This is a genomic window from Streptomyces sp. NPDC050988 (genome assembly GCF_044456225.1).
Taxonomy (GTDB): Bacteria; Actinomycetota; Actinomycetes; order Streptomycetales; family Streptomycetaceae; genus Streptomyces.
The window spans coordinates 12,645-32,581 of sequence record NZ_JBITFQ010000030.1; the positions used below are offsets into that span (position 1 = coordinate 12,645).

Annotated in this window: 15 protein-coding genes; 5 read left to right on the forward strand and 10 right to left on the reverse strand. The window is 71.1% G+C overall.

Translation table 11 applies throughout. The features are described from left to right. Positions 1 to 206: 206 nt before the first annotated feature. Genes ACIBEI_RS39460 through ACIBEI_RS39470 form a run of 3 tightly spaced genes read right to left on the reverse strand, consistent with a single transcriptional unit; the run spans position 207 to position 3,306 of the window. On the reverse strand, positions 207 to 1,511 hold the full coding sequence (locus ACIBEI_RS39460) for an ABC transporter substrate-binding protein (RefSeq protein WP_398895448.1): 1,305 nt from the start codon (positions 1,509 to 1,511) through the stop codon (positions 207 to 209). A 5-nt stretch (positions 1,512 to 1,516) separates the two neighbouring features. Further along, positions 1,517 to 2,350 carry a carbohydrate ABC transporter permease gene (locus tag ACIBEI_RS39465; RefSeq protein WP_398895449.1) on the reverse strand — a complete coding sequence of 278 codons (834 nt, stop codon included), beginning with the start codon at positions 2,348 to 2,350 and terminating at the stop codon, positions 1,517 to 1,519. After that, on the reverse strand, positions 2,347 to 3,306 hold the full coding sequence (locus ACIBEI_RS39470) for a carbohydrate ABC transporter permease (protein WP_398895450.1): 960 nt from the start codon (positions 3,304 to 3,306) through the stop codon (positions 2,347 to 2,349). The genes ACIBEI_RS39465 and ACIBEI_RS39470 overlap by 4 nt, the downstream gene beginning before the upstream one ends. A 235-nt stretch (positions 3,307 to 3,541) precedes the next feature. Between ACIBEI_RS39470 and ACIBEI_RS39475 the strand changes: the two genes are divergently transcribed. Next, positions 3,542 to 4,393: a phosphotransferase enzyme family protein gene (locus ACIBEI_RS39475; RefSeq protein ID WP_398895451.1), complete on the forward strand. Its 852-nt coding sequence runs from the start codon at positions 3,542 to 3,544 to the stop codon at positions 4,391 to 4,393. 168 nt (positions 4,394 to 4,561) lie between these two features. Here the strand turns inward: ACIBEI_RS39475 and ACIBEI_RS39480 are convergent, their stop codons facing one another. Continuing rightward, positions 4,562 to 5,464, reverse strand: coding sequence for a LysR family transcriptional regulator (locus ACIBEI_RS39480; RefSeq protein ID WP_398895452.1), 903 nt, complete (start codon positions 5,462 to 5,464; stop codon positions 4,562 to 4,564). Positions 5,465 to 5,613: 149 nt separating this feature from the next. Here ACIBEI_RS39480 and ACIBEI_RS39485 point away from each other — a divergent pair, with 149 nt between their 5' ends. After that, entirely contained in the window at positions 5,614 to 6,600 is a 987-nt protein-coding gene (locus ACIBEI_RS39485; RefSeq protein WP_398895453.1) for a DMT family transporter, read from the forward strand. 13 nt (positions 6,601 to 6,613) lie between these two features. On the opposite strand, the gene ACIBEI_RS39490 is transcribed toward ACIBEI_RS39485, so the two are convergent. From ACIBEI_RS39490 to ACIBEI_RS39505, 4 genes are all read right to left on the reverse strand, one after another. Further along, the gene (locus ACIBEI_RS39490) at positions 6,614 to 7,357 is read right to left on the reverse strand and encodes a 3'-5' exonuclease (RefSeq protein WP_398895455.1); all 744 of its coding nucleotides are present in this window, start codon (positions 7,355 to 7,357) and stop codon (positions 6,614 to 6,616) included. A gap of 174 nt (positions 7,358 to 7,531) precedes the next feature. Then, positions 7,532 to 8,764: an SAV2148 family HEPN domain-containing protein gene (locus ACIBEI_RS39495; RefSeq protein ID WP_398895456.1), complete on the reverse strand. Its 1,233-nt coding sequence runs from the start codon at positions 8,762 to 8,764 to the stop codon at positions 7,532 to 7,534. 102 nt (positions 8,765 to 8,866) lie between these two features. After that, complete coding sequence (locus tag ACIBEI_RS39500; protein WP_398895457.1) at positions 8,867 to 10,183, reverse strand: copper amine oxidase; 1,317 nt, start codon at positions 10,181 to 10,183, stop codon at positions 8,867 to 8,869. A gap of 93 nt (positions 10,184 to 10,276) precedes the next feature. Continuing rightward, positions 10,277 to 11,080, reverse strand: a complete 804-nt coding sequence (locus ACIBEI_RS39505; RefSeq protein ID WP_398895459.1) for a Tat pathway signal sequence domain protein — start codon at positions 11,078 to 11,080, stop codon at positions 10,277 to 10,279. Positions 11,081 to 11,259: 179 nt separating this feature from the next. Between ACIBEI_RS39505 and glgX the strand changes: the two genes are divergently transcribed. From glgX to ACIBEI_RS39520, 3 genes are all read left to right on the forward strand, one after another. Further along, complete coding sequence (gene glgX, locus ACIBEI_RS39510) at positions 11,260 to 13,383, forward strand: glycogen debranching protein GlgX (RefSeq protein WP_398895461.1); 2,124 nt, start codon at positions 11,260 to 11,262, stop codon at positions 13,381 to 13,383. 153 nt (positions 13,384 to 13,536) lie between these two features. After that, positions 13,537 to 15,942: a malto-oligosyltrehalose synthase gene (treY, locus tag ACIBEI_RS39515; RefSeq protein ID WP_398895463.1), complete on the forward strand. Its 2,406-nt coding sequence runs from the start codon at positions 13,537 to 13,539 to the stop codon at positions 15,940 to 15,942. A gap of 181 nt (positions 15,943 to 16,123) precedes the next feature. Beyond that, positions 16,124 to 17,374 carry a M14 family zinc carboxypeptidase gene (locus tag ACIBEI_RS39520; RefSeq protein ID WP_398895465.1) on the forward strand — a complete coding sequence of 417 codons (1,251 nt, stop codon included), beginning with the start codon at positions 16,124 to 16,126 and terminating at the stop codon, positions 17,372 to 17,374. A gap of 640 nt (positions 17,375 to 18,014) precedes the next feature. Here ACIBEI_RS39520 and ACIBEI_RS39525 read toward each other — a convergent pair. Both ACIBEI_RS39525 and ACIBEI_RS39530 read right to left on the reverse strand, forming a co-directional pair. Then, positions 18,015 to 18,440, reverse strand: coding sequence for an SSI family serine proteinase inhibitor (locus tag ACIBEI_RS39525; protein WP_398895466.1), 426 nt, complete (start codon positions 18,438 to 18,440; stop codon positions 18,015 to 18,017). Between the two features lie 42 nt (positions 18,441 to 18,482). Then, positions 18,483 to 19,886 (reverse strand): M14 family zinc carboxypeptidase, encoded by a 1,404-nt coding sequence (locus ACIBEI_RS39530; protein ID WP_398895467.1) that lies wholly within the window; start codon positions 19,884 to 19,886, stop codon positions 18,483 to 18,485. Positions 19,887 to 19,937: the final 51 nt, after the last annotated feature.

Genomic DNA, 19,937 nt, shown 5'->3' on the forward strand with positions numbered 1-19,937 from the left:
CCGGAAGAAAAAATCGCATTGATACCCACCCCCGACACGCTAGCCGCCCGGACCGACCCCAGCCAACCGATTTTCGCCCCGGCGCAATCTTTAGGGGCGCGGGGAACTGCGCATTCTTTTAGAGGCGCGGGGAACTGCGCGACCAGCCCCCACCGGCCGGCACCCAACGAACCACCCGCATCCCCAAGGCCCGCGGCAGCGAACCGTCACCTCTGATACCGCGCGAGCACAAGATTCCCGTCCCCCACCAACCGCTCACGCAACTCCCCAAGCCCAATAGCCCCGCTGTAGTACTCCTGAAACGCAGGCGTCGCCACCTTGTCCTTCCACTCCGGATACCCCCGCACGGCCTGAGCCGGCGCCGACCGCAGATACCGCGCAAGCCCCGCCCCGATCGCCCAGCCGTCCTCCTCCACCCGCAGCGCCGGATCCCGGAGGGCCGCCGTCCCGGTCGGCAGCATCCAGTCACCGAGCGCGAGCCGCACCATGTTCGGGGGCTGGAGCAGGAAGTCGATGAACGCGGCGGCCTCCTTCTTGTGCGGACTGTCCTGCGCGACGGACAGCGTCTGCGGACTCACCCCCTGAGTGAGCCCATCCGCACCGGCAGGCGCGGGCAGCACCTGCCAGTCGAAGCCCTTCGGCGCCTGCTGCACGATCTGCTGCCGGTAGGAGAACCCGAGCGGAACCATCGCGTACTTGCCGCCGAAGAAGCCGGGCAGCGTGTCGGACCCACCACTGCCGAGCGTCGAACTCGACGCACTGCCATCGGTGTTGACCTGGTCGTGAATGGTCCGGGGCACCACCTCGTCACCCGCCCCGAACCGGATCCGCACCTTGCCGTCCGCACCCCGGTGGAACAACTGACCACCGGTCGAAAGCGACAGGTTGAGCGTGGCCGACACGGGCTCTTTCAGCGGCCAGGCCACACCATATTTCCCCTCCTCACCCCCGAGTTCATCGGTGATCGCCCTGAACTCGTCCCAGCTCCACGGCTTCTCAGGCGTGGGAATCCGTACGCCCGACTCCCGCAGCCACTTGGCGTTGGCGATCAGAACACGCGGCTCCTGGAGGAACGGCACACCGTAGACCCCGTCCCCGAAGGTCACGGTCTCCCAACTCCGCTGCGGAATATCGGACTTGAGCCGCCCCGGCAGCAGGTCACGCAGATCCGCGAGATACCCGCCGTACGCGAAGTCCGCGAGGTCGTCCGAGGCGTCATGGATGATGTCCGGCGCCTCACCGCCCTCGAAGGAGGTGAGCAACTGGTCGTGGACGCTCTCCCAAGTCCCTTGTACGTACTCGACCTTGACGTCCGGATGGGTGGCGTTCCACTCCTCCACCAGCTCCTTGTTGACGTCGACGGACTCCTCCTGCCAGGCGAGGGACTGGAAGCGGAGGGTGACCCTGCCGTCCCGCGAACCGCCGTCGTCACCGTCGCCGCCAGTGCAGGCCGCACTGCCCACAAGCAGCAGCGCCACCACCATCGCGACGAGCCGTTTCGTCTGCTTCATCCCCATCAGCTCTTCACCGCCCCGGCGAGCATCCCGCCCGTGATCCGTTTCTGGATGACCGCGAAGACGACCAGCGAGGGCAGGGTCGCCAGGAACGCGGCGGCCGCGAGGGGCCCGAGGTCCGCCACGCCCTCCGCGCCGATGAAGTGCGTCAGCACGACCGGAAGGGTCTGTTTCTCCGGGGTCTTGAGCAGCACCAGCGCAAAGAAGAACTCGTTCCACGCGCTGATGAACGCGAACAGCGCGGTGGCCACGATCCCCGGCGCGAGCAGCGGCGCGGTGATCGAGACCAGCGTCCGCAGCCTGCCGGCTCCGTCCACGGCCGCGGCCTCCTCCAACTCGGTCGGCACGGCCCGTACGTACCCCACGAGCATCCACAGCGCGAACGGCAGCGCCCACACCACGTACACCATGATCAGACCCGCTACGGAGTTGATCAGCCGCAGGTTCTTCAGGACCAGGAACAGCGGGATGATCACCAGCACGAACGGGAACGCCTGGCTGACCACGACCCACCCGGTCGCCGCCTTCGCGAGCCGTGTGCGGTGCCGGGCCATGACGTACGCCATCGGGGTCGCGATCAGTACGGCGATCACCGCCGCGCCGACCGCCGCGATCAGCGAGTTCAACGCGGCGTCCAGCAGCGGCTGTTCGTCGAAGGCCTGCCGGAAGTTGGCGAGCGTTGGATCCTCGGGGATCCAGGTCGGATGCAGACTCCCCAGCTCGCGCGGCGGTTTGAAGGCGGTGGAGATCAGCCAGAGGAACGGGAAGGCGAGAAAGACGAGATAGGCGAGGAGTGCCAGGTACTGGCCCGCGCGCGCCGATTTCCGAGTCCTCACGCGTCCTCGCCTCCTCTCAGCCGACCGACCAGATGGAGGGCGAGGATCACCGAGATCACCGCGACCATCACACACCCCATCGCCGCCGCGTACCCGAACTGCCCGTAGCGGAAGGCCTCTTCGTACGCGAACAGCATCGGCAGCCGGGTGCGGCCGCCGGGACCGCCGTTGGTGAGGACGTACACCAGGGCGAAGGAATTGAAGTTCCAGATGAAGTTGAGCGCGGTGATGGCGAGCGCGACCGGTTTGAGAGCGGGCCAGGTCACCGTGCGGAAGCGGCGCCAGGCGCCCGCGCCGTCCATCGCGGCCGCCTCGTGCAGTTCGCGCGGTGTGTTCTGCAGTCCGGCGAGGAGGGCGACCGTCGTCTGGGGCATGCCCGCCCAGACGCCGACCACGATCACCGCGGGCAGGGCGGTCGCGAGGCCCGACAGCCAGTCGCGGCCATCGCCCAGGCCCAGGTCGCGGATCGTCTCGTTGAGGATGCCCGCGTCCGGGTTGTAGACGAGCCGCCACATGATGCCGACCACCACCTCGGGCATCGCCCACGGGATGATCGCGAGCGACCGTGCCAGCCAGCGGAAGCGGAGGTTCTCGTTGAGCAGCAGGGCGAGGCCGAGGGCGAGGAGGAACTGCGGGACCGTGACCCCCACCGCCCACAACAGACCGATCCGGAACGAGTCCCAGAACAGGGTGTCGTGCAGCAGGTCCTGGAAGTTGAGGGTGCCGATCCACTGGGTTGGCTCGGTGCGGCCCGACTGGGAGTCGGTGAAGGCCAGCGCGATGCCGTAGAGGAGCGGTCCGACGCTGAGCACCAGGATCGGGATCAGCGCGGGCAGCACCAGGAACCAGGCGCCGTGGTCGACGAGACGATCACCCGTGCGGCCACCTCCGCCGCCGCCCGGCGCACCCCTCGCCGACCGTTTCACTGACCGCTTCCTCACGGTCGCCGATGTCACGGAATCAGCTCCTCTGGGCGGCTCGTACGGGTCTGGCCGTCCCGGCGGCCCCCGTCATCGTGCTGACGTACTGACACGCCGTCAAGACAGCGCACACACCCTCCCGAGGGCTCCCACCAGTGCGAATGCGACACTGGGCGGCGTATGGCGTGATCTCGACCGCCGACGCGACGACAACCGGAAGTCAACCGGACGAGAACCGGACGAGAACCAAGGGCTCCACGGGAGGCGAGTGATGGACGAGGCACAGGCGCGGGGCGTGCTCGCCGAGGCGGGGTTCGACCGGGGCGCGGAGCTGCTCGCGCTGGGCGAGAACGCCGTGTTCGCCGCCGGGGACCTGGTGGTCAAGGTGGGTCGCGACGCCGAGCTGCTCGGCCGGGCGCGGCGGGAACTGGCCATCGCCGTCTGGCTCGCCGAGGCGGGCGTTCCCGCGGTGCGGGCGGCCGAGTCGGAGGCGCGGTCCGTGGCCGGTCACCCGGTGACGGTGTGGCACCGGCTGCCCGCTCCCGTACGTCCCGCCGAACCCGGCGATCTCGCCGAGCTGCTGCGCCTGGTCCACGCCCTGCCCTCCCCCGCTTTCACGCTGCCGCGTCGCGAGCTGCTGGGCGGGGTCGAGCGGTGGTTGCGGCTCGCGGGCGACGCGATCGACCCGGCGGACGCCGCGTTCCTGCGGGACCGGCGCGACGGCTTCGCCACGGCCGCCGCCGCGCTCGTCCCGCAGCTGCCGCCGGGCCCGATCCACGGCGACGCGCTGCCCCGCAACGTCCACATCGGCCCCGACGGGCCTGTCCTGGTCGACCTGGAGACCTTCTCCACCGACCTGCGCGAACACGACCTCGTGGTCATGGCGCTGTCCCGCGACCGGTACGGGCTGCCCGCCGAGGCGTACGACGCGTTCACCCGGACGTACGGCTGGGACGTACGCGAGTGGGACGGCTGCGGAGTGCTGCGCGGCGCCCGCGAGACGGCGAGCTGCGCCTGGGTCTCCCAGCACGCACCGAGCAATCCGAAGGCACTGGCCGAGTTCGAGCGCCGGGTGGCATCACTGCGGGACGGCGACGAAACGGTTCGCTGGTATCCCTTCTGAGACCGCGCTCTTGGGCTGCTCCTCTTCAGGGCGAGTGAGCCGAGGGGGCGCGCCGGTGTCGGGAGTACGAGCGCGCGGAGGCCCGACGGAGGAGGGTCGAGCACGGTCGTGCTCCCGACACCGGCTGTAGCGTCCCGGAGGCGAACCGAGCCGCAAAAAAAAAGGGGGTCAGCCGCGGTCGCGGATCGTCCCGGCCGCCCTGTGCAGTTCGGCGAGCACCGTCCGTACGGCTTTCCGGGCCGTGCGTTCGGGGCGGTGGAGCGCGTCGATGTGCCGCCGGGCCTGGACGCCGCTGAGCGGCTTGAGCACCAGCGCGGGGTGCGGGCGCATCGTCCAGCGGGGCATCAGGGCGAGGCCCCCGCCGGCGGCGACGGCCTCGGCGGCCACCGCGAACTCGTTGATGCGGTGCGCGAGACGGAGTCGACGGCCCGCGGCGGTGGCGATGGCGTCGACGGTCGCCACGATCGGGAAGCCGTCGTGTGCCGTGATCCAGGGCTGGTCGGCCACATCGCGGGGGGTGAGCCGCCGTTTGACGGACAGCGGGTGGTCGGCGGGCATCGCCACGTCGAGTGGTTCGCGCAGGAGGGTGGTGGCCGTGACCGTGCGCGGCCAGCCCGGGGTGTGTTCGAGGCGGTGGGCGAGCACGAGGTCGTACTCCCTGGTCAGTGGTGGGAAGTCGTCCTGTGAGACATCCGCGTCGGCGAGGGACAGCTGTGGCCCGCCGGGCGCGGCGAGCGCCTGGAGCAGCAGCGGGAAGAACGCCGAGGCCGCACTGTGGAAGGCCGCCACCGACACCTCGCCGTCCGGCCGGTCGACGAACTCCGCGACGGTGTGCCGGGCCCGCTCCAGTGCCGTCTCCACCTCGATCGCCGCCCCGGCCAGCGCCTGCCCGGCGTCGGTGAGCGCCAGCCGCCGCCCCTGGCGCTCGGTGAGCGGGACGGGGATCGCGCGCTGGAGCAGCCGCAGTTGCTGGGAGATCGCCGAGGGCGTCACGAGCAGCGCCTCGGCGACCGCGGTGACGCTGCCGAGTTCGCCCAGCTCACGCAGGATCCTCAGCTGCCGTTCGTCCATGTCCTCGTCTCAGTCCTAGTCCCAGTCCTCGTCCAAGGGATCGCGTCGTTCTCGAATGATTCCCGATGGCTCCCGATGTAGGGATGCTAAAGGATCGTTTAAGAAGTTGGCTCTGGGCTACAGGGACGTGGACGGTGCAGGGTGAGCGCGTGCCCGATGCCCGCCGTACCGATGCGGTACTCCTCCTTGTCGCCCTCGTCTGGGGTTCCAGCTATCTGTCCGCCCAGACCGCCACCGCCGTCCTGCCTGTCCTGGTCGTGCTGTTCGCTCGCTACGCCCTGTCCGCGCTCGCCTGTCTCGGTCTGGTCGCCACCGACCGGAAGTCCGCCGGATGGACCCGCGACGAGATCCGGATCGGCGTGCCTCTGGGGGTCACCCAGGCGGCCGTCCTGGTGGTGGAGACATACGGTGTCGCCCACACGAGTGCCGCGAACGCGGGGCTGATCATCAGCCTGACCATCGTGATCACGCCCCTCCTCGACCGCTCGGGCCACCGCGGCGGCCTCCCGCTGCCCTTCTACGCGGCCGCCGGTGTGTGCCTGCTGGCCGTCGGCCTGCTCATGTCGGGCAACGGCTTCCACGCGCCCCGCCTCGGCGATCTGCTGATGCTCGCCGCCGCGCTGATCCGGGCCGTGCATGTGGCACTCGTCGGCCGGCTCACCGTGAACCGTGCGATCCGCCCGCTGCGACTGACCACCGTGCAGACCCTCGTCGGCTCGGCGCTGTTCCTGCTGCCCGCGTCCGGCGAACTGTCCACGCTCGCCCACATCGGCGTCGCGGGCTGGGCCCAGCTGCTCTATCTCGCCCTGTTCTGCAGCGTGTTCGCCTTCCTCGCGCAGACCTGGGCCGTCCAGCGCACCTCTGCGAGCCGCGCCAGCCTCCTCCTCGGCACCGAACCGATCTGGGCCGCAGCCGTGGGAATCACCCTGGCCGGCGACCACTTCACGCCGCTCACGGGTCTCGGCGCGGCGATGATGGTCGCCGGAACGTACTGGGGGCAGTCCATCGAACGCGCCCACCGCGCCGCCACCTCCGAGGGGGCTCGGCCGCCGTCGACGGCGTCGGCCCCTTCGGAGACCCGCATCGTTCAGGGGCGCGGGGAACTGCGCGACAAGCCACAACCAACCCGCAGGTGACGAACAACCCCCGTCAACGTCCGCTCCCCGCGGAGCGTTGCCCCGCGTCCGCCAGGTCCCGCAGCGGCCACACCCCGTCCACCACCGCCGTCGCGTCCCCCTTGCGGCGCAGGAAGCTCTGGAAGTCGGCCGCCCATTCCGCGTACCACTCGATCTGTCGGCGGTGCAGCTCCGCCGGGCCGAGGGCCGCGACCTTGGGATGGCGGGCGGCTATCGCGCCGGCGAGACGGGCCGCCGCCAGGGCGTCCGCCGAGGCGTCGTGGGCGGAGTCGAGCGCGATTCCGTACTCCACGCAGACCGCTTCGAGATTCCGCTTGCCTCTGCGGTAGCGGTCCACGGAGCGGTCGATCGTGTACGGGTCGATGACCGGGGCGGGATCGACTCCGCCGAGCCGGTCGCGCAGTGACGGCAGTCCGTACCGCCGCAGTTCGGCGGAGAGCAGGGTCAGGTCGAAGGCCGCGTTGTACGCCACGACCGGGACGCCCGACTGCCAGTACGAGACGAGGACCGAGGCGATCGCGTCAGCCACCTGGTCGGCGGGCCTGCCGTCGGCCGTCGCCCTTTCGTTGCTGATCCCGTGCACCGCCACCGCGTCCGCCGGGATCTCCACTCCCGGGTCGGCGAGCCATTCGCGGTGCCCGACCGGCTCTGTCCCCCTGACCTCGATCACGGCCCCGGTGACGATGCGCGCCTCGCGCGGATCCGTCCCGGTCGTCTCCAGGTCGAAGCCGACCAGCAATTCCCCGTGCCAACCCATGCCGGCCCCCTTCTTCGTGGTGCGATCCCCCAATGACCTCCACGATCCCATGGGCCACTGACAATCCGACGACCGCATTCCGCTTGACGCCTATCAGGCCCAGCCACCAGGCCCGCCTTCAGCCCTGCCGACGGGCCGGCCGCGAAGCCGGACACAAGCCCGTGACGGGAGCCGTCAGGACACAGGCCGTGAATCGGCCCAAGCCACCTCGAACTCCTCGCGATACGTCCCGAAAAGCCCTTCTTCGCCGACCTCGTCCGGCTTCAACACCCGCCCCCCGCCGCGCAGCACGAGCACCGGCGCCTCCATTCCGCGCGTCCGCCGCAGATACGACTGCACGACCGCTATGCCGTCCGAGCCGTCCCCGTCGACGAGGTACGCGGTGAAGCGGGGCGTCTCGTCGTAGACCTGGATCTCGAAGGCGCCGGGATCGCGCAGCCGGGCTCTGACCCGGCGCATGTGCAGGATGTTCATCTCGACCGAGCGGCTCAACTCGCCCCGCTTGATGCCGAGTTCACGCTCACGGCGCTTGACCGCGCTGGAGGCCGGGTTCAGGAACAGCAGCCGCACCCGGCAGCCGGACTCGGCCAGCCTGACGAGCCGCCGTCCGGAGAAGTTCTGCACGAGGAGGTTGAGGCCGATGCCGATGGCGTCCAGGCGGCGCGCTCCGCCGAAGATGTCCTCGGCGGGGAACTGCCGCATCAGCCGCACCCGGTCCGAGTGCACACCCACGACGTCCGCGTACCGGTCGCCGACCAGGTTCTCGACCGCGTCGACGGGGAGCCGCCGCGCGGACGGTACGTCGCTGCCCGCGCCGAGTATCTCCAGGAGCTTCGCGGAGGCGCGCTCGGCCTGGGCGAGGACGGCCTCGGACAGCGCCCTGTTGCGCGAGACGACGTTGCGGGTGACTTCCAGTTCGTCCAGGGCGAGTTCGACGTCCCGGCGCTCGTCGAAGTACGGCTCGAAGCACGGCCAGTGCTGCACCATCAGCTCGCGCAGCTGGGGCAACGTGAGGAAGCTCAGGACGTTGTCGTCGGCGGGGTCGAGCAAGTAGCCCTTGCGGCGGCTGACTTCGCGTACGGCGACGGCGCGCTGCACCCACTCCTGCCCCGCGGGGCCGGCGGCGGCGACCACCCAGTCGTCCTCGCCGTGGACGGGTTCGTAGATCGGGCGCAGAACAGCGGCCACGACCGCGCGCAGCCGCTGTTCGACGAGATTCAGCCAGATATAGGCCCGGCCGGCCCGCTGGGCGCGCGTACGCACCTCGCGCCAGGCGTCGGCGCTCCAGTCCAGCTCCGCTCCGATTTCCATCGGTCGCGCCAGGGACACCGCGCCCGGTGGGGCATCCGTGGAGCTCCCCTCGTGACCGCCGTCACCAGGGGGCAACTCCAGCCCTCCGGACCCCACCCGCGCACCGCCTTCCGCTCCCCCGAGCACTCCCCCAGCCAACGATCAAGGAAGGGTACTCCGGGAGCGGCCGGCGGTGCAGCCGGATGGACAGGTCGTTTCTCAACTACCGTTGTCCGGCCTGCCGTTCTGATCGGCCAGCTCCGGCGGAGTGAGCGGATTCATAGCGGTGACATCGCGCGGGGCGATGGAGAAGCCCTGCCAGTGGACCGGCATGGGCTGCTGGTCCTCGTCCCGGGCGACGTGGTGGAAGCCGATGTTCACCCAGGCCACGGGGTTCGTGATGGTCTCTCCGTTGACCCACTTGTCGACGGACTTACCAGCTCCGGTACCGCAGTTGGGCAGGTTGTTGCTGGCGAACTGCTCGCACTTCTTGTACTGGGTGAAATAGACGTCGTGCTTGGTGAAGCTGCGGCCCGGGTACTTGGAGGTGGCTCCCGGGACGAACTCGTACGAACGGGCGTGTTCGTCCTTGTTCTTGCCGGTGGTGCTGACCACGCGCCACCAGCGCATGTTCTTGGCGTCGCCCGCGAGTTCCTTGTTGACCGGCGTGCGGGTGGTCTTGTTCCTCGGGGCCGCGCCGCCCGCGGCGGGCGGGCTGACCACGGAGTCGTACTGCTCGACCTTGTTCTTGGAGTTGCCGTCGAGGCCGAAGTTGAGCCGCCAGAAGACGTTGTGGCTGTGGCTGGTGGCGTACGCCTTGGCGCCCTTGCCGATCGGCCAGCCGCGGCCGTCACCGGCGTCGTAGTCACCGGGCGAGAGGCTGCCGGTGGCGCCGACGTTCATGTTGATCGTGCCGTCGTCCGAGAAACGCCACTCGGTCATGTACTCGTACCAGCCGACCTGGTTGACGGTGTAGACGAGCAGGTCCTTGCCCTGCTGCTGGAAGACCTTGTTCGCCGTGTCGCCCTGCATGCGGTAGGCGTGGCCGCGCGAACGGGTCGTGGTGCACAGGCCCTTGACGTTCGGGTGCGCCGGGTCCGCGCCCGGGACCTTGACCGTCTTGATCGTGCCGCCGGGGCACTCCCCGGGGGCCATGTCCTTCAGGCCCGTTCCGAAGCCGAAGCCCGTGAGGTCGTCGTACTCGACCGAGCCGTCGTCGTAGGGCACGTGTATCTGGGCGAGCTTCGCACTTGTCAGGACGCGTATGGGGCGGGCTTCCCCCTTGGGCTGGTACGAGATGTTCTCCAGGACCAGCCCGGCCTCGCTCTCGTAGCGCCAGCACATCGTCCAGGTGGTGCCGGTGGAGAGTTTCTGCTCGATCTTGTAGGCCGCGCTGCAGGTGGCGGCCGCCGCGGGGGCGGCCTTGGGCTGGGCGACGGCCGGCCCCGCGGCCGTGGCGGCGCCGACGGTCAGGGCGGCCACCGAGAGGCCCGCCACCGTCCGTCCGCGGGCGCGGGTGATGCTGTTCACGCGCATGAAAAGGTGACTCCCTTGCACAAGCAGGAAAGTGGGAAATGGGAAAAACGCACGAAGGTCTCTGAACCGCTGCCGGTGAACGGCAAGGGGCGGTCAGCCGACCTTGGTGACCTTCCGGGCGCTCAGATCGATCACCAGGTCACGGCTGTCGATCCAGGGACCGTTCTTGGCCTTCACGAAGAGCGTCAGGCAGCGGTGCTTGCCGCAGTCGGCGAGAGCCGCGGGCGTGCCCGGGTTCGCCCGGTACACCATGCTGCTGAGCAACAGCTGGTCAGGAGTGGTCAGTTCCTTGTCCGTGGCGTCCTTGAAGTCGGCCTTCAGGCCGGCGCCGAGCGGGTCGGCGATCAGGAGCTGCGCGGCCTCGATGTTCTCGGTGCGGCTGAGCGGCGGCTGAACGCCCTGCTGGGTGTCGGTTGCCTCGACCTTGCCGGTGTCGAGGTTGACGGTCTTGGTGACGAGCTTGTCGCTCTTGTAGTCGTAGAACGACACGTCGGCGCGGCGCGGCGCGTCCGGGTCGTCCAGTTCGCTCGGCTTGGGATCGGCGAGGTCGACGGCGATCGACTGCGGACCGTTCTCGCCCTCGACGTTCTCGCCGGTGCGGCGCAGCTGCTGGTCCAGGGCGAGCTTCTCGACACGCTCGGTCTCGTCCTCGGTGAGTGGGTCGCGCCCCTCGCCGGTGTCGCCCTCCGCCGGAGCCTGCTCGACGACGCCGGGAGCCACGGCACCCTGGCCCTGCTGCCGGCCGGCCTGCTGGGAGGTCTGGCCCGCCTTGCCGTCGGAGTCGTCGGCGCCGGCCGAGCCCGGCAGGGTGATCCCGATCATCACGGCGGTCCCGGCGACCGCGATGGCCGTACCCGCCACCACCTTGCCCAGATGGCGGTGCACTATCGTGCGCACATTTCCCCCTACTCCCCCTGTGTCTCTAGGAGTCGCTCGAGTCCCACTGGTTCGGCATACCGCGTATGCACTGGTCGATCGGTAAGAGGGACGTAAGTCATAGGTGGTTCCATCACTTTCGGGGAGACTCGGGCGGGAGTCGCCCCCGGCGACGCCGCACAACTGGAAGAGTTGCATCCATGCAGGTCTGGCCTGGACAGGCGTACCCACTCGGTGCCACGTACGACGGCGCCGGCACCAACTTCGCGGTCTTCTCGGAGGCCGCCGACCGGATCGAGCTGTGTCTGCTGCACGACGACGGCTCGGAGACGGCGATAGAGCTGCGCGAGACCGACGCGTTCGTACGGCACGCGTACCTGCCCGGCATCATGCCGGGCCAGCGGTACGGCTTCCGTGTGCACGGTCCGTACGCGCCGGAGCGGGGGCAGCGCTGCAACTCCGCGAAGCTGCTGCTCGACCCCTACGCGAAGGCCATAAGCGGCGGCATCGAATGGGGCGAGGAGGTGTACGGCTACCACTTCGGGTCGCCGGGAAAGCGCAACGACCTGGACTCGGCGCCCCACACGATGAGTTCCGTGGTGGTCAACCCGTACTTCGACTGGGGCGACGACCGGCGCCCGCGCACCGAGTACCACCACACGCTCCTGTACGAGGCCCATGTGAAGGGCCTGACGATGCGGCACCCGGGGCTGCCGGACGAGCTGCGCGGCACGTACGCGGCCCTCGCCCACCCCGCCATCATCGAACACCTGACCGAACTGGGCGTCACGGCACTGGAACTGATGCCCGTTCACCAGTTCGTGAACGACCACCGTCTGGTCGACATGGGCCTCAACAACTACTGGGGCTACAACACCATCGGCTTCTTCGCCCCGCACAACGCGTACGCCTCCTGGGGCGACCGCGGACAGCAGGTCCTGGAGTTCAAGTCGGCGGTGCGGGCGCTGCACGAGGCCGGTATCGAGGTCATCCTCGACGTGGTCTACAACCACACCGCCGAGGGCAACCACCTGGGGCCGACGCTGTCCTTCAAGGGGCTCGACAACGCCTCGTACTACCGGCTGACCGACGATCCCCGCTATTACATGGACACCACGGGGACGGGCAACTCGCTGCTCATGCGCTCCCCGCACGTGCTCCAGCTGATCATGGACTCGCTGCGCTACTGGGTCACCGAGATGCACGTCGACGGGTTCCGCTTCGACCTGGCGGCGACCCTGGCCCGGCAGTTCCACGAGGTGGACCGGCTGTCGTCGTTCTTCGACCTCGTGCAGCAGGACCCCGTGGTCTCCCAGGTGAAGCTGATCGCCGAGCCCTGGGACGTCGGCGAGGGCGGCTACCAGGTGGGCAACTTCCCGCCCCTGTGGACCGAGTGGAACGGAAAGTACCGCGACACCGTACGGGACATGTGGCGCGGCGAGCCGCAGACGCTCGCCGAGTTCGCGTCCCGGCTCACGGGCTCCTCGGACCTCTACCAGGACGACGGGCGGCGCCCGCTGGCGTCCATCAACTTCGTCACCTGCCACGACGGGTTCACGCTGCACGACCTGGTGTCGTACAACGAGAAGCGCAACGACGCGAACGGCGAGGACAACCGCGACGGCGAGAGCCACAACCGGTCGTGGAACTGCGGCGCCGAGGGCGACACGGACGACCCGGAGGTCCTGGAGCTCCGGGCGCGTCAGATGCGCAACTTCACCGCGACACTGTTGCTCTCCCAGGGCGTGCCGATGCTGAGCCACGGCGACGAGTTCGCGCGCACGCAGAGCGGCAACAACAACGCGTACTGCCAGGACAACGAGCTGTCCTGGGTGCCGTGGCCGGAGAACGCCGAGGGCGAGGGCGATGCCGGGCTGCTGGAGTTCACGCGCGCGATGGTGTGGCTGCGCCGCGACCATCCGGTGTTCCGGCGGCGCCGCTTCTTCCACGGCCGGCCCGTGGAGGGCACCCATGACGACCTGTCGGACATCGCCTGGTTCACCCCCGAGGGCGAGGAGATGACCCAGCGCGACTGGGACTCCACACAGGCGCGGGCCCTGTCCGTGTTCCTCAACGGCAACGCGATCTCGGAGCCGGGGCCGCGCGGTGAGCGCATCAGCGACGACTCGTTCCTGCTGATGTTCAACGCCTCTCCGAAGACCCTGGAGTTCGTGGTACCGGTCAACCACGGACGCCAGTGGCAGGTCGTCGTCGACACGGCGCGGCCGACCGGCCTGGAACGGGGCACAGGAGCGAAGGTCCAGGCGGGCGACCGCCTGTCACTGGTCGACCGAAGCATGATGGTGCTGCAGCGACCGGCCTAGACGGATCGGCAGGCGGCGGTACCTCGCGCCCTTCAGGGGCGCGGGGAACTGCGCGACCAGCCACAGCGAACCCGCTGCTTCAAACGGCGCTCCCCGCGGAGCATGCGCGTGTCCGATGACACGAAAGGCCCCCGGGCGGGTACGTAGGTTCCCATGACACCTGAGCGTCCCGAGCCGGTGGCCCCCGTCGCGCCGACCGCCACCTACCGGCTCCAGCTGCAACCGGAGTTCCCCTTCGGGGCGGCCGAGGCGGCCGTCCCGTATCTGGCCTCGCTCGGCGTCTCGCATCTGCACCTGTCGCCGGTCCTGGAGTCGGTTCCGGGTTCGGGGCACGGCTACGACGTCGTGGACCACGCGCGCGTGCGCGACGAACTGGGCGGCGAGACGGGGCTGCGGTCACTGTCGCGCACCGCGCGGGAGCACGGTCTGGGGCTCGTGGTGGACATCGTGCCGAACCACATGGCGATGGCCCCGCGCCACAACCACGCCCTGTGGGAGGTGCTGCGCGAGGGCCCCGACTCGCCGTACGCGCGCTGGTTCGACATCGACTGGCGGGCCCAGGACGGGCGGGTGCTGCTGCCGGTGCTGGGGCAGCCGCTCGGCGCGGAGAGCGGGGCCCTGGAGGTCGACGGGGACGTCCTGCGCTACTACGACCACGTGTTCCCGCTGCGGGCGGGCACGGAGAAGCTGCCGCTGCCCCGGCTGCTGGACGCGCAGTGGTACCGGCTGGGGTGGTGGCGGCTGGCCCGTACCGAGCTCAACTACCGGCGGTTCTTCAGCATCTCGGAGCTCATCGGGGTGCGCGTGGAGGACCCGGAGGTGTTCGCGGCCACGCACGGGAAGATCCTTCAGCTGCTGGACGAGGGTGTGGTCGACGGGCTGCGGATCGACCACCCGGACGGCCTCGCCGACCCCGACGCGTACCTCCGCCGTCTGAACGAGGCGACGGGCGGGCGCTGGACGGTCGTCGAGAAGATCCTCGCGGACGGCGAGCCGCTGCCCGCCGCCTGGCCGGTCGCGGGCACCACGGGTTACGACGCGCTGCGGCACGTGGACGGCCTTTTCACGGACCCGGCGGGCGCGGGGGAACTCCTCGGCCAGTACCGGCGGTTCGCGGCCCCCCAGGCCGACCGTGGGGGCGTCTGGGAGGCGACCGTGCGGCGGGCCGCGTACAAGGTGGTCCATCACGAGCTGGCCGCCGAGGTCGCCCGGCTGACGCGCGAGGCGGACCGCCTGTGCCGCACCTCGGCCGACCCCGCGCTGCGCGACCGTGCCCCCTGGGCCCTGCGCACCGCGCTGCGGGAGCTCCTCGTCCGCATGGAGGTCTACCGGCCGTACACCTCCGGTGACGCCGCGTCGGTCGTCACCGAGGAGGCCGCGGACGAGGCACGCCAGGCCTTCCAGGTGCCCGAGGAGGCCCGGGCGGTCGATGTCGTACGGGATCTGGTGCTCGGCCGGGCCGGTGAGGGACCCGAGTACGAGGCGTTCCGGGCGCGGTTCGCGCAGACCTCGTCGGCGCTGCGGGCCAAGTCCGTGGAGGACACCGCGTTCTACCGGTACGTTCCGCTGCTGTCGGCGACCGAGGTGGGCGGCGAACCGGGGTCCCCGGCCGTGTCTCCGGCGGACTTCCACGCGTACTGCGCGCGCGTGCAGCGCGACTGGCCCGCCACCGGCACCGTCCTGTCCACGCACGACACGAAGCGCAGCGCCGACGTACGGGCGGCGATCTCGGTCCTCACGCAGCTGCCGGAGCGCTGGGCCGACCTGCTGGCCGAGGTGACCGGGTGGACGGCGGCCGAAGGGGTGGGCGCGCCGGATCCGCAGGTGGCCTGGGCCGCGTGGCAGACCGCGGTCGGGCTCGGCCCCGCGGCCGGGGAGCGGCTCCAGGGCGCGCTCCTGAAGCACGTCCGCGAGGCGGGCCTCGGCACCTCGTGGACCGAGCAGGATCCCGCGTACGAGGCCGCCGTGGCGGAGTTCCTCAAGGCGGGGCCGTGCGGGACGCCCGGGCAGCTGGTGGCCGGGTTCAGGAACTCCGTCGAACCGCATGTGCGCGCGAACGTCCTGGGGGCCGCGCTGGTCCATCTGACGATGCCGGGGGTGCCGGATCTCTACCAGGGCACGGAGGTCGAGTACCGGGCGCTGGTGGACCCGGACAACCGGCGGCCCGCGGCCTTCCCGCCGGCCGCCCCGGACGGTCTGTCCGCCGAGAAGGCCGCGCTCACCGTGGGCGCGCTGCGGCTGCGCCGGCGGCGGCCCGCCGTCTTCGGCGAGTCGGCGACGTACACGCCGCTTCCCGCGGAGGGTCCTGGCGCCGCGCACTGTGTGGCGTTCGTGCGCTCCGGGGAGGTGGTCGCGGCCGTCACCCGGCTGTCGCTGCGCCTGGAGGAGGCGGGCGGCTGGCGCGACACGGTACTGGCGTTGCCCGCGGGGCGGTGGGCGGACCTGCTCGCTCCGGGGCGGGAGTTCACGGGGCACGCGCGCGTGGAGGAGCTTTTCGGACCGTTGCCCGTGGTGCTGCTGGAGCGGGTCGGCGACGACTCGGGCGTCGGCGCCGGGTGAGCGGCCGACCGGCGGCGCCCGGCGGAGGGCACGGGCCGCGCCCGCCGTCCGGGGGTGAAATGCCCCCCGGCTACCGGTAAATGCTGCTGGGCGCTCCCTGGTGGCGCCCCTTCACATCCTTGACAGTTCATCCGGTCCGTGGAGTACTGCGGATTGCGACGCCGGGCGGACCTAGTCGGGGGTGAGTCTCCTGCCGGAGCTGCGCTACCCCAGTGTGACCGAAATCGTTTGCTCGGCCCGGGCGTTGGCGGCCCACCGGCCGGGCCTGTGTGCGCTCAGACAGGTCGGTTCCTCGCGCGCCGGCCGGCCGCTGCACCTCCTCTCGGTCGGCCACGCCGCGCGCTCGGTGCTGGTCGTCGCGGGCGCCCACGCCAACGAGCCCACGGGCGGCTCCACCCTCCTGTCGCTGACCGAACGGGTGCTGCGCGACCGGGAGTTGCGGGCCGACACCTCCTGGCACTTCCTGCTCTGCGCGGACCCGGACGGCGCCAGCCTCCATGTGACGCCGGCGCCGCGCACCCTGCTCGACTACCACCTCGGCTTCTTCCGCCCGGCGGGGCCGGAGCAGCCCGAGTGGTCGCCGTCCGTGCTGCCGCCCGACCGGCTGCCGCCCGAGACGCGGGCCCTGACCCGGGTCATCGACGAACTGCGCCCCTACCTCCAGGTGACCCTCCACGGAACGGATCTCGGCGGCAGCTGGGTGCAGTTGACCAAGGACATCCCGGGTCTCGCCGAACCGTTCGCCAAGTCCGCGGCGGAGCTGAACATCCCGGTGGAGACGGGCGCCTCGGACGCCGCCGGCTGGCCCGCGTCCGGGCCGGGCGTGCACGTGATGCCCGCCCCGGGTTCGGACCTGGCGTATCCGAGCATGCCGGACGACGCCCGGCACAGCACCTGGTACCACGCCCACCGGTACGGCGGTCTGACCGCGGTCGTCGAGGTGCCGATGTGGGCGAGCGACCTGGTCGACGATCCCGCGCCGCATCCCGCCCCGGCGGCGGCCATGCGACGTCTGGCGCGCCGCCTCCTCCAGGACGCGGTCCAGGTCGAGAGCGTCCTCGCCGAGGTGCTGCCGCGCCTTCCCGGTCCGGACGGCCCGCTGCTGCGTGCCGCCAAGTGGGCGCTGGAGCTGGTTCCGGGGCTGGCGGGCGACTGGGCACGGACGCCGCCCGCGGACTCGACGATGGCGTACGTGGGCAGCGTGGACGCGTTCGGCCGACGGCTCCCCCTGCGGGCCGCGGCGATGCTCCTACGGGTCCTCCAGGAGGCCGACGACCGCGCCGCGCCCCCTCTGGAGCACCTGGTCGCGTCCTGGAGCGAGGCGTTCGCGGAACGCTTCCGGGCGCGCTGGGTGCCGCTGGAACACCAGGTCGAACACCAGAGCCGCACGGTGGTGGCAGCGGCCCGGCACGCCCGGGACCGGGCGGCTTGAGGCACGCGCGCGTGGGGGCCATTTTCTGAGGCGGGCGCACGTGGCTCGCTTCCAGCGGCAGGCGTGGGCCGTGCCGTGCGGCACGCGCGCGTGGGCCTTTCCTGCGGCACGCGCACGTAGGACTCTTCTTGCGGCACGCGCACGTGCTGACGGTCGGCTCGCGCGCGTGGGGGGCCACTTTCTGAGGCGGGCGCGCGCGTGGCTTGCTTCCAGCGGCACGCGCGGGCCGTGTCGTGCGGCACGCGTGCGTGGGCCTCTTCCTGCGGCACGCGCACGTAGGGCCCTTCTTGCCGCAGGCGCACGTGCCTGACGGTCGACTCGCGCGCGTGGGGCCGTTTTCTGAGGCGGGTGCGCGCGTAGCTTGCTTCCAGCGGCACGCGCGGGCCGTGCCGCACGACACGCGTGCGTGGGCTTCTTCCTGCGACACGCGTGCGCGGGCCTCTCCCTGCGGCACGCGCATGTGCCTGACAGTCGGCTCGCGCGCGTGGATCTCTTCCAGCGGCGCGCCTGCGCCCTGCCCTGCGGCACACGCGGGGCTCTTGTTCGCGGCACGTGCGCGCAGGGCTCTTCCGTACGGGGCACGCGCGCGGGCCGTGCGGTCGGCTCGCGCGCGTGCCCGGCGGTTCGCTGTGATCGGCGTTCAGTCCGACAGGGCGAACACCGATCCCGTCCGCGCCGCCATCACACAGGAGTTGGAGTGCGTCTCCTTGTAGGTGACCGCGCGGCCGCCCCACTCGCCGCGCGCGGAGGTGGTGACCGGGGCGTAGATCATCGGGCAGTAGATCTCCTTGGGCGGGATGCGGCCGATGTCGCCGCCCGCGGCGCGAAGTTCCTCGCAGGCACGTACCGCGTGCGCGTGGCCCTGGGGCGGGTCGCACAGCAGCAGCGTGCCGCGCGTGTCGCTGGAGTGGGCGTCGCCGCGGGTGACGGTGACGTAGAGCCAGTTGCCCGCGAGCGACTCCGGGGGCGCCGCGGCCCGGGCCGGTACCGAACCCGCCACGAGGAGGGCGCAGGCGGTCAGCAGACAGGCGCGTACCGCCGCCGTCGCTTTGTGAGTGTTCGTCATTGCCTGTGCATCGGCACACCGGGCCCCGAGGCCCACCCCGACTCACTCGAACGGCACTTCGGCCCTCCTCGGGGGCGTACCGAGCGGACTCGCGCCGGCCGGCGGGACGGGTGCCCGGTGCCGCGCCAGGTCGAACGCGGCGAGTACCACGCGCGCGTGGTACTCGACCTGCCGCGCCACCGGGATCCAGCGAGCCCCGTGGCCGTCGTGGTAGTCCGCGCACCACTCGTCGATGAGCCGGTCGAGGTCCGCCGTCGCGCCGGACGGGTCCTGCCCGGCGGCGGTCACCAACTGGCGCAGCAGCCCCGCCGTACGCAGCGCTATCCGCCGCCCGGAGATGCGCAGCGCGGTCAGCCGGGCCGTGTCGAGCGGCGGCAGCGGGCGCGCGCCGCCGTCCGCGTCGGTGACCGGACGGGTGTCGGGGTCCCAGGAGTCGGCGAGGCCGGGGCAGACCAGTAAGTAGTCGTCGACCGGTGCGAGGAGACGGTCCGCGTCCGGAGCCGTGTCCAGGGAGGGGCGGATACGGGCCAGCAGGGCCTCCAGAAGGGCCGTGTCGCGCCGCAGCGTGCGGCTGACGGTCCGCAGGGCCCCGTCGGTGTCCGCGGGCGCCGAGGCGTCCCCCACGGCCGCCACACCCCACATGGGCGCCTCGACGACGGCGGTCACCGTGCCGTACGGATGCGGGTGGAACCAGGTGGACTCAACTGCCGCCTCCGTGATGGCCGCGGCCAGGTCGCCGCGCCGCGGTGGCGGGATCCGGTAGACCGCGGGCCCGAGGGTCGGCCAGTACAGCGTGTCGTACGACCCGAGTTCCAGCGGGATGCCCAGGCGCCCCGCGATGTGCGCGAGGCGCGGCGCGAGTCCGGGCAGGTCGCGGGTCAGCTCGACGAAGCCGCCGCCCACGTCGACGCCGTGCAGGGAGCACTGGAAGAAGGGCCGCAGTTCGTCCTGGAGGGTGAGCAGGGCGCGGGTCTCCGGCAGGGCTGCCGCCGCCGCGCCGTCGGGCAGCCACTCGGGCTGTTCGAGGAAGCCGGGGCGGAAGAAGTGCCGGAAGTAGTGGCCGAGGGTGTACGGGCCCGACAGCCAGCCCTCGTTGCGGCGGGCGCCGTCGGGGTCGAGGCACAGCAGCAGGTTCCAGGTCACGTCGGCGCCGTCGCACAACCGGGGGTCGGCGAGGGCCCGTTCGGCCAGCCGCAGCGCGGTGGCGCCGCCGACCGGCTCGTTGGCGTGGGGTCCCGCGACGATCAGGGCCTGGCGGCTGCCGTGCCCGACGGACAGCAGCAACAGGGGCAGTCCGGCCCGTGACGTGCCCACTTGGCGGAGCCGGGCGTCCCGTGGGCGGCGGTCGACGAGCGCGGCCGCCCGCAGACCAAGCTCGTCGACGGACAGGTAACGGAGGAGTGGCGACAGCGTCTTGACCTCCGCTGTGAAGAGCCATCGGTTCACTTGGTGTGCATGGCGTACGCACAGTGAGTCACGACTGTGGAGTTACGTCAA

Excerpts from the sequence above, each read along its gene's own strand:
- ACIBEI_RS39460 (WP_398895448.1), bottom strand. The coding sequence starts at position 1,511 with ATGAAGCAGACGAAACGGCTCGTCGCGATGGTGGTGGCGCTGCTGCTT.
- ACIBEI_RS39475 (WP_398895451.1), top strand. The coding sequence starts at position 3,542 with ATGGACGAGGCACAGGCGCGGGGCGTGCTCGCCGAGGCGGGGTTCGAC.
- ACIBEI_RS39480 (WP_398895452.1), bottom strand. The coding sequence starts at position 5,464 with ATGGACGAACGGCAGCTGAGGATCCTGCGTGAGCTGGGCGAACTCGGC.
- ACIBEI_RS39490 (WP_398895455.1), bottom strand. The coding sequence starts at position 7,357 with ATGGGTTGGCACGGGGAATTGCTGGTCGGCTTCGACCTGGAGACGACC.
- ACIBEI_RS39500 (WP_398895457.1), bottom strand. The coding sequence starts at position 10,183 with ATGCGCGTGAACAGCATCACCCGCGCCCGCGGACGGACGGTGGCGGGC.
- glgX (WP_398895461.1), top strand. The coding sequence starts at position 11,260 with ATGCAGGTCTGGCCTGGACAGGCGTACCCACTCGGTGCCACGTACGAC.
- treY (WP_398895463.1), top strand. The coding sequence starts at position 13,537 with ATGACACCTGAGCGTCCCGAGCCGGTGGCCCCCGTCGCGCCGACCGCC.
- ACIBEI_RS39525 (WP_398895466.1), bottom strand. The coding sequence starts at position 18,440 with ATGACGAACACTCACAAAGCGACGGCGGCGGTACGCGCCTGTCTGCTG.